The 14,537-nt window shown below is 57.3% G+C and carries 13 protein-coding genes; 3 read left to right on the forward strand and 10 right to left on the reverse strand.

The window, feature by feature from the left end; genetic code table 11:
- Positions 1-849: FAD-dependent monooxygenase (locus ACFDSS_RS09355; protein WP_375255488.1), on the forward strand; the 849-nt coding region annotated here is incomplete at its 5' end.
- On the opposite strand, the gene ACFDSS_RS09360 is transcribed toward ACFDSS_RS09355, so the two are convergent.
- From ACFDSS_RS09360 to ACFDSS_RS09375, 4 genes are all read right to left on the reverse strand, one after another.
- A complete protein-coding gene (locus ACFDSS_RS09360; RefSeq protein WP_375255489.1) occupies positions 846-1,973 on the reverse strand; it encodes an aminotransferase class V-fold PLP-dependent enzyme in 1,128 nt (375 codons plus the stop codon). The two genes, ACFDSS_RS09355 and ACFDSS_RS09360, sit on opposite strands and share 4 nt — an antisense overlap.
- Positions 1,974-2,004: 31 nt before the next feature.
- Positions 2,005-2,814, reverse strand: a complete 810-nt coding sequence (locus ACFDSS_RS09365; protein WP_375255490.1) for a GGDEF domain-containing protein — start codon at positions 2,812-2,814, stop codon at positions 2,005-2,007.
- A 65-nt stretch (positions 2,815-2,879) separates the two neighbouring features.
- A complete protein-coding gene (locus ACFDSS_RS09370) occupies positions 2,880-3,332 on the reverse strand; it encodes an Lrp/AsnC family transcriptional regulator (protein ID WP_375255491.1) in 453 nt (150 codons plus the stop codon).
- On the reverse strand, positions 3,329-3,784 hold the full coding sequence (locus tag ACFDSS_RS09375) for an Lrp/AsnC family transcriptional regulator (protein WP_375255492.1): 456 nt from the start codon (positions 3,782-3,784) through the stop codon (positions 3,329-3,331). Before ACFDSS_RS09375 ends, ACFDSS_RS09370 begins: the two co-directional genes overlap by 4 nt.
- Positions 3,785-3,918: 134 nt before the next feature.
- Between ACFDSS_RS09375 and ilvC the strand changes: the two genes are divergently transcribed.
- Positions 3,919-4,941 (forward strand): ketol-acid reductoisomerase, encoded by a 1,023-nt coding sequence (ilvC, locus tag ACFDSS_RS09380; RefSeq protein WP_375255493.1) that lies wholly within the window; start codon positions 3,919-3,921, stop codon positions 4,939-4,941.
- Positions 4,942-5,132: 191 nt separating this feature from the next.
- Positions 5,133-6,035, forward strand: a complete 903-nt coding sequence (locus ACFDSS_RS09385; RefSeq protein ID WP_375255494.1) for a DMT family transporter — start codon at positions 5,133-5,135, stop codon at positions 6,033-6,035.
- Here the strand turns inward: ACFDSS_RS09385 and glmM are convergent.
- From glmM to glyS, 6 genes are all read right to left on the reverse strand, one after another.
- Positions 6,032-7,375, reverse strand: coding sequence for a phosphoglucosamine mutase (gene glmM / locus ACFDSS_RS09390; RefSeq protein ID WP_375255495.1), 1,344 nt, complete (start codon positions 7,373-7,375; stop codon positions 6,032-6,034). The two genes, ACFDSS_RS09385 and glmM, sit on opposite strands and share 4 nt — an antisense overlap.
- Positions 7,372-8,385, reverse strand: coding sequence for a dihydropteroate synthase (folP, locus tag ACFDSS_RS09395; protein WP_375255496.1), 1,014 nt, complete (start codon positions 8,383-8,385; stop codon positions 7,372-7,374). Before folP ends, glmM begins: the two co-directional genes overlap by 4 nt.
- The gene (locus ACFDSS_RS09400) at positions 8,382-9,302 is read right to left on the reverse strand and encodes a dihydroneopterin aldolase (protein WP_375255497.1); all 921 of its coding nucleotides are present in this window, start codon (positions 9,300-9,302) and stop codon (positions 8,382-8,384) included. Before ACFDSS_RS09400 ends, folP begins: the two co-directional genes overlap by 4 nt.
- A gap of 95 nt (positions 9,303-9,397) precedes the next feature.
- On the reverse strand, positions 9,398-10,072 hold the full coding sequence (locus tag ACFDSS_RS09405; protein ID WP_375255498.1) for a cell wall hydrolase: 675 nt from the start codon (positions 10,070-10,072) through the stop codon (positions 9,398-9,400).
- A gap of 198 nt (positions 10,073-10,270) precedes the next feature.
- Positions 10,271-12,820 (reverse strand): putative PEP-binding protein, encoded by a 2,550-nt coding sequence (locus ACFDSS_RS09410; protein WP_375255499.1) that lies wholly within the window; start codon positions 12,818-12,820, stop codon positions 10,271-10,273.
- A gap of 91 nt (positions 12,821-12,911) precedes the next feature.
- On the reverse strand, positions 12,912-14,537 hold a 1,626-nt coding region (gene glyS / locus ACFDSS_RS09415), incomplete at its 5' end, for a glycine--tRNA ligase subunit beta (protein ID WP_375255500.1).

The following is a 14,537-nucleotide window of genomic DNA, read 5'->3' on the forward strand; positions in this document are numbered from 1 at the left end:
CTTTTGCGTCGGGAAATGGTGGCGCGCATCGCTGAACTGCCAAATGTAGACTTCCGCCCGGGCGTCGGATTTTCCGCAATGCTGGCGCGTGACGCAGGTGCAATCGTGACGCTGAATGATGGCAGCCAAGTCGATGCCCAACTCGTCATAGGAGCCGACGGTCGCGGCTCGCCGGTGCGAAAAGCAGCAGGGATCGGTGTAAAAACAACCCGTTACGGGCAGAAAGCGCTGACCTTTGCCGTCACGCATGATGCACCCCATAGTAATGTGTCAACGGAGGTCCACCGCTCTGGCGGCCCGTTCACGCTTGTGCCTTTGCCCGACCATGATGGCAAACCGTGTTCTGCGGTCGTGTGGATGCAAAGCGGTGCGGAGGTCTCACGATTGGCCGCACTCTCAGAAAACGACTTTGAAACCGCTGCCAACGACCGCTCGGCGATGCTATTCGGACCGCTCAAATTGGCCTCTCGGCGCAGTGTCTGGCCGATTGTAAGTCAAATTGCGCAGGTACTCACGGCCCCGCGTATGGCACTTGTGGCCGAGGCCGCCCATGTCATGCCGCCCATTGGTGCGCAGGGATTGAACATGTCTTTACGGGATTTATCCTGCCTGTTGGAGTTGGCGCAGGCCGACCCCAAGGCACTCGGTTCGCGCGCACAACTCGACACGTATGCGCGCAAACGTCACCCCGACATCAGGTTGCGGGTTACCGGCATTGACGCGCTCAACCGTGCGTCGATTGCAGGAAGTCCCAGACTGCAAGCCTTGCGCGCAAAGGGTATTGAGACGCTCTATGGTATTGCGCCGATCCGCAGGACGTTGATGCAAATGGGTCTTGGCGCCCGTTAGAGCACCTTGTCCAGAACCGGCACCAAACGCCCAAGCGTGCCGTCAACATCATAAAGCTTGTCCAATCCAAACAGGCCCAACCGGAACGTCCGGAAATCGTCCGGTTCATCACATTGCAACGGGACACCCGCCGCAATCTGCATCCCCAAAGCGGCGAATTTGGAGCCGTTTTGTACGTCAGGGTCATCGGTATAACTGACCACCACGCCGGGCGCGCCAAATCCTTCGGCCGCAACCGATCGGATGCCTTTCTCCGCCAATACTTGCCGGACGGAATTGCCCAATACCCATTGCGCCTCTTTGAGCTTGGCAAAGCCCAAGTCTTTCGTTTCCTGCATTGTATCGCGGAAGGCGCGCAATCCGTCGGTGGGCATTGTCGCATGATAAGCGTGCCCACCATTTTCATAGGCTTGCATGATGCTGTGCCATTTTTTCAGATCAACCGTGAATGAATTTGAGGTCGTTTCCGCAAGGCGCGCCACTGCGCGCGTCGACAACATGACAAGACCCGCGCTTGGCGTGGAGGACCAGCCTTTTTGTGGCGCGGAAATCAGCACGTCGACGCCAGTCGCTTTCATATCGACCCAGGCACAGCCAGAAGCGATGCAATCAAGCACCATCAGCGCGCCAACCTCATGGGCTGCCGCCGCGAGCGCAGTAATGTAATCGTCGGGCAGAATAATCCCCGCAGAGGTTTCTACATGTGGTGCGAAGACAACATCAGGCTTCGCGGCAATTATCGCGGCCGTAACATCTGCAATCGGGGCCGGCGCAAAAGGCGCGCGCGTGTCATTTCCTGCCTGCCGCGCCTTCATGACAGTCGTCTCTGACGCAAATCTGCCAGCCTCGAAAATCTGACTCCAGCGGTAGGAGAACCATCCGTTGCGGACAACAAAAGCATGGGCATCCGTCGCAAACTGACGGGCCACCGCTTCCATTGCATAGGTGCCACCGCCGGGCACAATCGCCACTTGGTCCGCGTTGTAGACATCTCTCAGCATACCTGAGATATCGGTCATAACTGTCTGAAATATCGCAGACATATGGTTCAGAGATCGGTCAGTGAAAACCACCGAAAACTCCATCAAACCATCTGGATCAACCTGTGTTTGCGCACCAACCATGACAACCTCCCTGATATCAGTCGGCTTATGGCTATCGCGCAGCTTGCGACAAAGCAAAGTCTATCTTCGTATACTGGGCGCAAGCATTGCAGCTGGTTGAAACCTGGGCCACCGCAGCAGGGTGATCGGCCTTAGGCGGCTTGGAAAATACAGTCCGGTTCCGGCCAAGTGTCTTCGCGCGGCGAAGTGCCTCATCGGCCTGAAGGATCGCAAGGTTCACATCCGCAAGGCTTTCCTTGAGCGACCCGCCAATTGAAACAGTGACATGGAGCTCTTCATCCTGAAACGCCAATATATCGCTGTCGATCGCCTTTCGCATACGTTCAGCAACTTCATATCCTGCATTTGGATCTTGATCGGACAGGAAAATGACAAACTCCTCACCGCCGTAGCGGCACACAATATCACTGGCGCGTGTTTGCTGTCGCAAAATTTCCGCGACGCGGCTAATCACGGCATCGCCTGCTTGATGGCCATAGGTATCGTTCACCATCTTGAAGTGATCGATATCGACCATCAAAGAGACCCCGAAACGGTCCGGCAAGGCCGCCATCCTTGCAAAAAAGAAGTCGCGTGTCGCCACGTCAGTCAATCGGTCACGGTCCACCAAGCGTTGCAATTCAAGGCTGAGTGACATGTTTCGTCGCACCTGCGACCAAATAAATAAACTGACCGGCAAAGCGGTCAAAATCGCAATAATCGGGGCCAATCGCAACGCTTCCGTTTTAACTGCCCCCTGAACCAGAACATAAACCAGGAATTCAACCAGCAGAATACAACCCACCGTCGTCAAAAGCGTTGCAACCACGACATCGCGCAGCTTGGTGACATGAAATCGCATCATAACTCCTCTTTCAGAAAGAGGTGATCGCGCACAACACTGAGAATTCGGTTAATATGCCCTGATTAAATTGGCCCTGGTCGCCTTTCTTCAGACAGCAAGACATTGGCTTCAACATCGCCAACGCCCGGCATCGTCATAATACGACGCCGCAACACCCGTTCAAAATCAGCGAGATCACGGGCAACGACGCGCAAACGATAGTCATAAAGCCCCAAGACGTGATCGACGGTTTGCACCTCCGGGATCGCACCGATCGCGCGCTCAAAATCTTCAAGACTGACCCGGCCTTTCGTCGCCAGCTTCACCCCCAAAAACACCGTGACACCAAAACCCACCTTCTCGGCGTCCAGCATCAAATGTCGGCCCGCAATCACGCCTGCATCCTCAAGCCGTCTCATCCGGCGCCATGTCGCGGGCTGGCTAAGACCCAACTTTTGCCCCAGTTGGTTGGTTGATTGATTGGCATTGACAACCAAAGCGCGCAGCAAGGAGCGATCAAGATCATCAAGCGTCATAGCGGCAGGCTTTCGTCCGACTTAACGCTAGCCACGGTCATCAAGGCCTCAATATCCGCGACATGCGGCAATGTCAGAATGCGGGCGCGGTAAATTCGCTGATAGTCCGGCAAATCCTTTGCAATCACCGACAGCCGCACGTCAACGCGGCCCAGAAAGGTCTGGATTTCGATGACTTCAGGCACCTCGCGGGCGGCTGAAATGAAGTCATCAAAGGCGCGCGATACTGTCTTATCCAGCGTAATGCGTAAACTTACCGCCACGGCATACCCCAAGGCCTGCCAACTGATGCGGGCCTGGGTGCCGAGCAAAACGCGATCTTCGCGCAACCTGTCGAGACGGCGCGAAACGCGCGCAGGGGTAAATCCAACAGCCCCGGCCAATTCAGGCACGCCGCTGGTTGGATCGGACTGCAACAGGCGCAATAATCGGCGATCAACATCATCAAGCATAGTAATTTTGATATTTTATTATTGAACGCATAGCAATCATCATCTTGCCCAAAAAACTCATACTCCTGCACTCACATTACACGCGATACAAGATATAACACGCAGCAGAAACACCATACGGAGGGACGACGATTATGCGCGTTTACTATGATCGCGATTGCGATGTGAACCTGATTAAAGACAAAAAAGTAGCTATCCTCGGATACGGCTCGCAAGGCCACGCCCACGCGCTGAACCTGCGCGACAGCGGTGCTAAGAACCTCGTTGTAGCCCTGCGCGAAGGCTCGCCTTCTGCGGCAAAGGCTGAAGGCGAAGGTCTTGAAGTCATGGGCATCGCCGAGGCTGCGGCCTGGTGCGATGTCATCATGTTCACGATGCCAGATGAGCTTCAGGCGGAGACATACAAGAAATACGTCCATGACAATATCAAGCCCGGCTCCGCGATTGCATTCGCACACGGCCTGAACGTCCACTTTGGCCTGATCGAGCCGAAGCCCGGCGTTGACGTCATCATGATGGCGCCAAAGGGCCCCGGCCACACGGTACGCGGCGAATATACCAAAGGCGGCGGCGTGCCTTGCCTTGTGGCCGTGGACCGTGACGAGAGCGGCAAGGCGATGGAAATCGGCCTGTCCTATTGCTCTGCGATCGGCGGCGGACGTTCCGGCATTATTGAGACGAACTTCCGTCAGGAATGCGAAACCGACCTCTTTGGTGAGCAGGCCGTGCTTTGCGGCGGTATCGTTGAACTGATCCGTATGGGATTTGAAACATTGGTCGAAGCCGGCTACGAGCCAGAAATGGCCTACTTCGAATGCCTGCACGAGACAAAGCTGATCGTGGACCTGATCTATGAGGGCGGCATCGCGAACATGAACTACTCCATCTCCAACACAGCGGAATATGGTGAATATGTCTCTGGCCCACGCATCTTGCCTTACGGCGAGACCAAGAAGCGCATGAAAGACGTGCTGACAGACATCCAAACGGGCAAATTCGTCCGCGACTTCATGCAGGAAAACGCTGTTGGCCAGCCTTACTTCAAGGCCACACGCCGCATCAATGACGAGCATGAGATAGAGCAGGTTGGCGAAAAGCTGCGTGGCATGATGCCTTGGATTTCCGCAGGCAAAATGGTCGACAAGGCAAAGAATTAAGCAGTTCTGACGACAGAGGTGAGATGGGCCGTGCAGCATTGCGCGGCCCATTTTTCATGCGTGCCGCGCAGTATGCGGTCCGGGCTGGCCCCCAGGTGCTAAGACTGCAACCACGCCAAAGGTTCAAAGCGCTTGCCCCTATATGGCAAAACGATCAGACAGCACCGACGCAAGATTACAGAAGTTGAAGAATGAGCGCCCCTGCCCCGACAATTTGGAATTGGCTGTCAATTGCCGCCCTCGGCTTGATCTGGGGGGCGACATTCATGGTCGTCGCAATCGCCTTGGAAGACTACGGCCCGCTCACCGTCGCCAGCGCACGCACGACATTGGGGGCGGTGGCGCTGCTTGCCTTGATGGGAGTGCTCAGACGTCCACTGCCCGTATTCACGCCACGCCTGAGCAAATATCTGGTCGTGATCGGGCTGTTGAATACAGCCCTTCCCTTTACATTGCTGAGCTGGGGTCAGCAATATGTGCCCTCCGCTTTTGCGGGCATCTCAATGGCAGTTCTGCCGCTTTTTGTCTTGCCGCTTGCGCATTTTTTCACTGATGAAAAGCTGGTCCTGCGCAAGACCTTGGGCGTAACTCTAGGGTTCTTCGGTGCCGTCGTTCTGGTTGGCCCCGGCGTTTTGCGGATTGGCACAGGATGGGAGCCTTTGGGCCAACTTGCCTGCATTGCTGCATCGATTTCCTACGCGGTTTCAAGCATCATGACCCGCCGTTGTCCACCGATTGACCCGCTCGTGATGGCGGCGCTTTTGTTGACAGTCGGGGCGATCCCCTTGATCCCGGCCATGTTGCTTATCGAGGGCGTGCCGGTAATGGGGGAATTGCGCCCGACAATTGCGATTATCGTCCTGGGCTTTATACCGACAGCGCTCGCGGCGTTGATCCGGGTTGCCACGATCCGCAGCGCAGGGGCGGTTTTTATGACACTTGTGAACTATCAGGTGCCGCTCTGGTCGATGGTCTTCGGGGTGATCGTCCTTGGCGAAGTGCTGCCGCTACGGTTTTTCGCGGCACTCGCAATCATCATGGTCGGCTTGGTTGTCAGCCAATGGTTCAGCCTCAAAAGGTTGTTCTGGCGCTAGACTGCCGCTTCGACCTCGGCCACGATCCCTTCCACAACCTGCGCCAGAAGCGCATCATCCTCGCATTCTGCCATCACACGGATCAGCGGCTCCGTGCCGGATTTGCGGATCAGCAAGCGACCGCAGCCGACGAGCTTTGCTTCTGCATCCGCGATGCTGCGCTTGACGCGGTCCGCGCCGAGGGGATCCTGACCCGCCGCAAAGCGCACGTTCTTGAGCATCTGGGGTACGGTTTCAAATTGCCTGGTCAAGGCGCTGGCGGGCTGGCCGGTCTCTATCATTGCTGTCAGAAATTGCAGCCCCGCCAAAAGCCCGTCGCCGGTGGTTGCATAATCGGTCATCACGATGTGGCCCGATTGCTCTCCGCCCAGGTTCCAGCCGTTGGCGCGCATGGCCGCGACCACATAGCGATCCCCGACCCCTGTCCGCTCAAGCCGCAGCCCACGCGCCGTCAGGTGGCGTTCCAACCCCAGGTTGGACATCACAGTCGCCACCAGTGTGCCGCCGTTCAATCGCCCCCGATCTGCCCAACGCCCTGCCATCAACGCCATAAGCTGGTCACCATCGGAGACAACACCGGTTTCATCCAGAATCATCACGCGGTCCGCGTCACCATCAAGAGAGATGCCCACATGCGCGCCAGTCTCTTTTATTTTCGCAGCAGCGGCATCCGTGTTTGTCGACCCACAACAATCATTGATGTTAAAACCGTCCGGGCTCACGCCGATCGGGATCACTTTTGCACCCAGTTCCCAAAGCACTTCTGGCGCGACGCGGTGGGCTGCGCCATTCGCGCAGTCAATTACCACCTTAAGACCATCAAGGCGCATACCGGCAGGAAATGTAGATTTGATCCGTTCAGCATAACGAAACCGGCCGTCGTCGATACGCTGCGCGCGCCCGATATTTTGCGCCTGAACCGGTTCAATCTCGCTGGCGATCAGCGTTTCGATTTCAGCTTCTGCTTCGTCGGAAAGCTTAAACCCGTCTGGCCCGAAAAACTTGATTCCATTGTCGTGGTGCGGGTTATGGCTGGCCGAGATCATGATGCCGAGATCCGCGCGCATGGACGTTGTCAGCAAGCCAACCGCAGGCGTCGGAACAGGCCCCAGCAACAACACATTCATTCCGGTACTGGTCAGACCCGCCGTCAGCGCATTTTCGAACATATAGCCCGACAGCCGTGTATCTTTGCCGATCACGACCCGATGCCCGTTAGAGCCATCGTTGCGGAAATATCGCCCCGCCGCAGCGCCGATCTTGAGTGCCATCTCCGCGGTCATCGGATATGTATTTGCTCTGCCGCGCACGCCGTCGGTGCCAAAAAACTTTCGTGTCATGTTATTGCTGCTCCGCCGATTGCCCATTCCAGATCCAACGCCTGTTTGGTTTCGACAATATCGTGAACCCGCAGGAATTGCACCCCGCGACGTGCCGCAAAAAGGGCAACAGCAACTGAGCCGCTGACACGGTTCAAGGCGCCGTCTCCGCCGCCAATCACACCGATGAAGCGCTTGCGGGAGGCGCCCAGAAGGACCGGGCAGCCAAGGCTGTGGAATAGCGCAATTCCGCGCAAAAGGATCAGGTTATGCGCAACGGTTTTGCCAAAACCAATTCCGGGATCAACAACGATCCGCTCACGCGGGATGCCAGCCTCAACAGCGGCTGCGACCCGTTCGGCAAGGAAATCATAGACATCCAGCAACACATCCTCATAGGTCGGATCATTCTGCATCGTTTGAGGCGTACCCTGTGCGTGCATCACACAGACCGGCACGCCCGCCTGTGCCGTGACCGAAGCCAATGCGGGATCATGAGTGAGCGCGGCGACATCATTCACCAAATTCGCACCAGCCTCTAGGGCGGCCGCTGCGACCATTGATTTGCGGGTGTCAATGGAGATCGGCACGTCGCTTTGCGCGCGGATCGCAGCGATGACAGGTGCTGTGCGCGCGATTTCTTCCGTGACCGGCACCTCTGCCGCTCCGGGTCGGGTGCTTTCGCCCCCAACGTCGATGATCGTTGCCCCTTGCGCATGCATATCACGGGCACGCTGCAACGCCGTGTCCGACGCGTTGAAAGTCCCGCCATCAGAAAAGCTGTCAGGCGTGACATTCAGGATGCCCATCAGATGCGGCACGCTCATGTCCAGACCGGCTATCGGGGGGCGGTGACGCGTCAGGTTTTCCAACAGATCACTGGGCGCATCGGAGGCCGGTATATGGCTGATGCCGCCGTCGCGCTGATGCACGGCAATCGTGTCAAACCAGCAAAGACCACCCGCTAGCGGCAGGCTTTGCGGTGTTGGTACTTCGCCGAAACGGGCAACTGGACGATAGTAGTCTGTCATGCAAGAGATGCCGCATCAGCGCGCACGGCACGCACAGGGACCTCCGCTTGAGGCGGCTCTGCGCCGATTACCAGGAGTTCCTCCGCGTTCATCTCGCGGGCAAACCACGCCACCAGAGACATCGCATCGCGTGGGCTGGCAGAGGGGCCATCGACGGCATCAAGGACAATCTTCGAGGGCGCCCAAATGCAAATCTGCGCGTTTTTTGACGCCCAGTCCAACTCTGTGCGCGTCCCGACTACCATACAGCGGCCATCACGGGCGGCCAAAGCCCAGGCGTTCTGTTCAATCGCAAGCAGGTCAATGCGCCGCTGCGCCAAAGCGTTGCCCGCTTGCGGCGCGGCGACCTCAGCGGCACCAACACAAATAATCAGCGGGGCATTCATTGCAGCCAGTTGATCTATCCAGGCTTTGACATGCGGTCCGGCGATAGCCGCATTCGACATGAAAACGATGCGTGGTCGTGGGGGTTCAACATGTTCCTGTCCGGCAAGATCGACCCCGTCGCGCGACCGGACGATTTCGACACCTAGGGAAAACGGGCCGCGGTCCAGCTTTTCGATGCGCACAAAAACGCGCTCCGCCTGCGGCTCAAGCAGAATACGCTCTGCGACGCGGGCCGCGAGGGTTTCGAGAAGGTTGATCCGTTCGGCGTCAAGTTCAGCGCTGATAGCTTCTGTTACCTTGTCATACGACAGAATCCGATCCACGTCATCGTCAATGGGGCCGGTGAGCGGCAGGACCTCCACGACGACATTGAAGCGCACCCGTTGCAAAGTGCCACGTTCCTGCTGGAACGCACCAATTTCGACTTCCACCACGTAGTCACGCAATGAAATACGGTCGCAGGGCGTCTGGCTGCTTGCCTCCGCGCGTTCACTTGGGTGGGCAAAAGCGAGGCGGATATCATCTGTCATCGGGTGTTCCGGCACAAAGAGTTACGGCGCCCGAATACATGCGTCGCAGCAAAGCAGCAAGCGTCAGTGGCGACGCGGATACCGCCCGATGCGACTTAGTTGGACGCTGTACGCACCGGTTGGCGGTAAAAGTAATGCGATCCGATGCTGGCCGTGCGCGGATAGCGCTGTGCCCAGGACGGGTTGACCGCTTTGGTGTGGTAATGCGTCGCCCCACCAGTCAGCGCAAGCGGTGCGCCATCCATCAAGAACCGTGCAACCTTGCCGACACGCTCCCAAGAGCGGGGTTCGGTGATGGTCTCGGCACGGCCATCACAGGTATAGGTAAACTGGCACTGATACTTGCGCCCTGTGCCCTGATTTATCACCTCGCAAGGCGTATCGGGGAAGTTGTCGCTTGCGACCCGGTTCAAGATCACCTCACCTACCGCAAACATACCGCGCACGGATTCACCACGGGCCTCAAAGTAGAGGGCCTCGGCAAGGCATTCCCATTGCGCGCCGCCTGTTGCGGCGGGCTGCTCTGCCAGAAAATCACGGTCATAGATGATGCCGGTCTCGATGACGTCAGTGTCATCTCCGGTGCTTGGCGCACTTGCCAACATGCGCAGACGTTCTTCGGGGATGTCAGATAGTGCGGCGCGCTCCTGACCCAGAACGGCACCCAAACCGGATGCAATTTCATCGTCCGTAGAGCCAGCGGTGGCCACGGACACGCCGATAGACAAAAGAGCCACTGAAATGGCTGCGATAACAGTCGTCAACTTCATAACATATCCCACCCAGGAACGGCGCAGATTGCCCTACGCTAGCGGAGCGGTCCCTAAGGGATCAAACCCCTTGCGTCTACCCCTTGCGGCCATGTGTCGGCAAAACCGCCACACCTCGCCGCGTCGGATGTCCCATATTTGGTGCAAAAATGCAAGAAAACAGTGATTTTTCCCACATAATATGGACTTGCATGAGGATCATACCCGCTCTGCAAGGGTCAATTGTGCAGCTGTCAGGCGGGCCACCGGAACACGAAATGGTGAACAGGAGACGTAGTCAAACCCATGTGCGCGACAAAAGGCGATCGCGGAGCGGCTGCCGCCATGTTCACCGCAGATCGATAAGACAACATCCGGACGTCCCTTGCGGCCGCGCTCTGCACCAAGGGCAATCAGTTCACCTACGCCTTCAAGATCCAAGGTATGGAACGGGTCCTCCGCATAGACGCCTTGCTGCACATAGGACGACATAAAGCGGCCCGCGTCGTCGCGTGACAGGCCATAGGTCATCTGGGTAAGGTCATTGGTTCCGAAAGACAAAAACGCGGCATGTTCGGCGATGTCCTGCGCACGCAAAGCCGCGCGCGGCGTTTCGACCATCACGCCAAGCTGGTAGTCAAAATCAACCCTATGCTTGGTGCGGACGGCATGTGCGATCCCATCGACGCGGGCTTTGACAAGTTCAACCTCACGCATGGCACTGACCAGCGGGATCATAATATCGACGGAGATCTCAATGCCCTTTTCACGCACAGTTGCCATCGCCTCAAAGATCGCCTGGGCCTGCATGTCGTAAATCTCTGGGATGGCGATCCCGAGCCGGACGCCGCGCATTCCCAACATGGGGTTGTATTCGGCCATTGCCGCAACGCGCTCTGTCACTTCGGGCAAGGGCAGCGCGACCTGTGCGGCCAAATCCCGAAGGCCGGCTTTGTTTGACGGCAGGAATTCATGCAACGGCGGATCAAAGAGACGGACACACACGGTTTTGCCGACCATGATCTCAAACAGTGCTTCGAAATCGGCGCGTTGCATGGGCAGCAAGCGGTCAAGCACGGCACGGCGGTCGTCACTGTCTTCGGCAAAGATCATCTCGCGCATGACACCAAGCCGGTCACCTTCGAAAAACATATGCTCGGTCCGGCAAAGGCCGATACCCTCGGCGGCAAAGTTGCGGGCAGTCTGCGCGTCTGCGGGCGTGTCCGCATTCGCGCGCACGCCAATATCGCGAAATTCATCTGCCCATTCGAGCAATGTCCCAAACGACCCATCAAGCGAGGCCTCAAGCATCGGCGGCTCACCCGTGAGGACCTGACCGGTTGTGCCATCGACGGTAATCATATCACCGGCAGCAAAGCTGCGACCGTCGAGGCCAATGATCTTGTTGGTTTTGCGATCGATCGTCAAGTCAGATGCGCCAACGACACAAGGCAGGCCCAATCCACGGCCAATCACGGCCGCATGGCTGGTCACGCCGCCGCGCATCGTCAGGACAGCATTTGCAGCGTGCATCCCGCGAATATCCTCTGGCGTTGTTTCACGGCGTACCAAAATGCAAGCGTCACCGCGCGCGGCACTGGCCTGTGCTTCATTTGCAGTCAGAACAATCCGACCCGACGCGGCACCCGGGCTTGCAGCGATACCACGCACGATCACATCACGCGGTGCGCGCGGATCGACCTGACGGTGCAGCAATTCTGACAACGCCGCTGGTTCGACGCGCATGACAGCTTCTTCGCGCGGGATGATCTGATCTTCGGCCAAGGCAACGGCAATCTTCACAGATGCCCGCGCAGAGCGCTGAACACGCACCGCATCAAGGATCATCAACCGCCCGTCTTCAAGCGTGAACTTCACTTCCATTTCCTCGCGCAAGCTTTTGCGGCACAAATCACCGTAGCGGACCAATTGTGCGAAAACCTCGGGGTAAATCTCCTCAAGCGATTTACCGCGCGGATCCCGGGTGATGTAGAACTGCCCCTGCCCGTCATTTCCCACATCATTTCCCACATCGCGGATTTCCGCCTGCCAGCCGCGCGCGAACCGGCCTGTGATTTGCGGTGCGCCAGTCGTGCCATTGACAAACTGGATCACGCCCTTGCCGCAAGCGCCATCATTGCGCCCAGCGGTCATCGCCTGCACGACCAAGCCCAATCCGGCGTCAGCTGGCGCGCCCTTGGCCTGACGCAACAAACGCGCGGTCGTACCATCCCACGCGCGCGCCATCGCCCGCAGCACTTCGGAAAGCTGCACGGCGGGGTCCTGCGGAAACAGCGCGTCTGTCTCAGCTTCATAGGTATCCATCATCTCACGCAAGCTTGCGGCATCGAAGTATTCGGGCAGGTGAAATTCGTCGGGGTCCAGACGGGCCACATGAACGGCATAGGATTGCACAAAGCGCATGTAAGAGCGCGTCGCCGCTTCTTCGCCGATATAGTTAATCAGCTCCGCATAACGGGCATCATTCATCCCGACATTCAAAACCGCGCTTGGCCCACCCCAATCAGGGTCCTGACTGGACGGACGCACCGATAAAAGCGGCGCATCGCCAAATGGCGCCAAGAGCGCGTCCATGTCCGGCATATTGCCCAATGCGACGTTGTGAACGGCATCAAATGACAACGCCACGGTCACAGGCACCGGCATTTCCAGACGCACCAAGCGCTGGAGGCATTTCGCACGACCGCCGTGCACAGCCGATGACATTGCGGCTGTCGGGGTAATCAGGGTCAAAGGACCAAATGGCATCTGTTGCTGCACTGCGGCACCGATCTATTATGTAGGCGCAGCATAGAAGACATGGCCGCCGGGTGTACACATAACTTTACAGTTTTTATGGCTAGCCTTCGATTTTAGTCAGATCGGCAACACTCAAACAGATATTTCTGATGCGAGACAACAAGTTAAGCCGGTTCCGGCGGAGTAACTCACTGTCTGCATTGACCTGCACATCGGTGAAAAATGCATCAATTGGTGCCCGTAATTTCGCCATTGCGCCCATGGCAACGCTGAAATCTTCAGCAGCCATCGCGGGCGAAATTTCTGCATTTGCAGCATCAAGCGCCGCAAAAAGCGCCTTTTCAGCGTCGCTTTCCGCGAATTTGATATCCGCCCCGTAGGAGTATTCGACCCCGTCTTTGCTTTCCGCTTGGGTTAGGATGTTGTTGGCGCGTTTGAAGCCTTGCAGCAGGTTTTCACCGTCATCGGTGGCCAGCGTATCGGCCAATGCCTCTGCCCGTTTGACCAAAAGGGTCAGGTCGTCGTTGCCCGGCATTGCGATGCAGGCATCGATGATATCGTAACGGATACCCTTGTCCTTGAGGTAGACTTTGAGGCGGTCGTGGAAGAAATCGATTAGACCACGGGCAACAAACCAACTCGGATCGCCCCCTTCTTCAAGTATGGGGTGAGCAGCACCTTCAAGAGTGCTTGCAAGAGGTTGTGGGTGCCCTCTCGCTGCTGACTTCAGGACATCCATCTGTGAAAAGCGAAGTTCATTCTCCAAGACCAAACGAATAACCCCCAGCGCAGCCCGACGCAGCGCAAACGGATCTTTGCTGCCTGTCGGCTTCTCATCAATCGCCCAGAACCCCGTCAGCGTGTCGATCTTATCCGCCAAGGCGACAGCGACAGAGATCGGCGCAGTAGGCACTTCGTCCGACGGTCCCAACGGCGAATAATGTTCTTCGCAGGCTTCCGGCACGCCATCGTCATGTCCGGCGGCCTGTGCATAATACCGCCCCATCACCCCCTGCAATTCGGGGAATTCATAGACCATCTCTGATGCCAAATCAGCCTTGGCAATCCGCGCGGCCTCTTCTGCCAGATCGGGTTTTGCACCCACCGCAGGCGCAATTTCGCGCGCCAAAGCAGCGATGCGGTCAATCCGCTCCGCTTGCGACCCAAGTTTCGCATGGAACGTCACATTGCAAAGCTGATCCGTCCAAGCTTTCATCCCCTGCCGCTCAACGGTGCGCAGATCGTTCTCCCAAAAGAACTTCGCGTCGGCCAAACGTGCCGAGAGCACATTTTGGTTGCCTGCCAGAATGGTCGCGCCCTGATCGGCGGTTTCCATGTTGGCGACTGTCACGAAACGCTCAATCCGGGCGGTCTTTGGATTGCGGACGGAAAAGAACTTCTGATGCTCTTTCATAGAGGTTTGCAGCACCTCCGGTGGCAGTCCCAAGAAGGCGTCATCAATGTGACCAAGCAGGACAACAGGCCATTCGACAAGCCCTGCTACCTCTGCCAGAAGCCCGCGGTCTTCGACCACTTCAAAGCCCAGCGCAAAGGCTTGGTGCGTAGCGTCATGCCAGATCGCTTCGGCGCGCTCATTGGCGCGCAGGACTACATTTGCGCGCTTTAGCTTCGCCTCGTAATCATCGAAGGATGTGACAGAAAAAGCATCTGATGCAAGGAAACGATGCCCGCATGTGGTGTTGCCGGATGTAATGCCATCAATGTC

The sequence above is a fragment of the Yoonia sp. genome (genome assembly GCF_042093035.1).
GTDB lineage: Bacteria > Pseudomonadota > Alphaproteobacteria > Rhodobacterales > Rhodobacteraceae > Yoonia.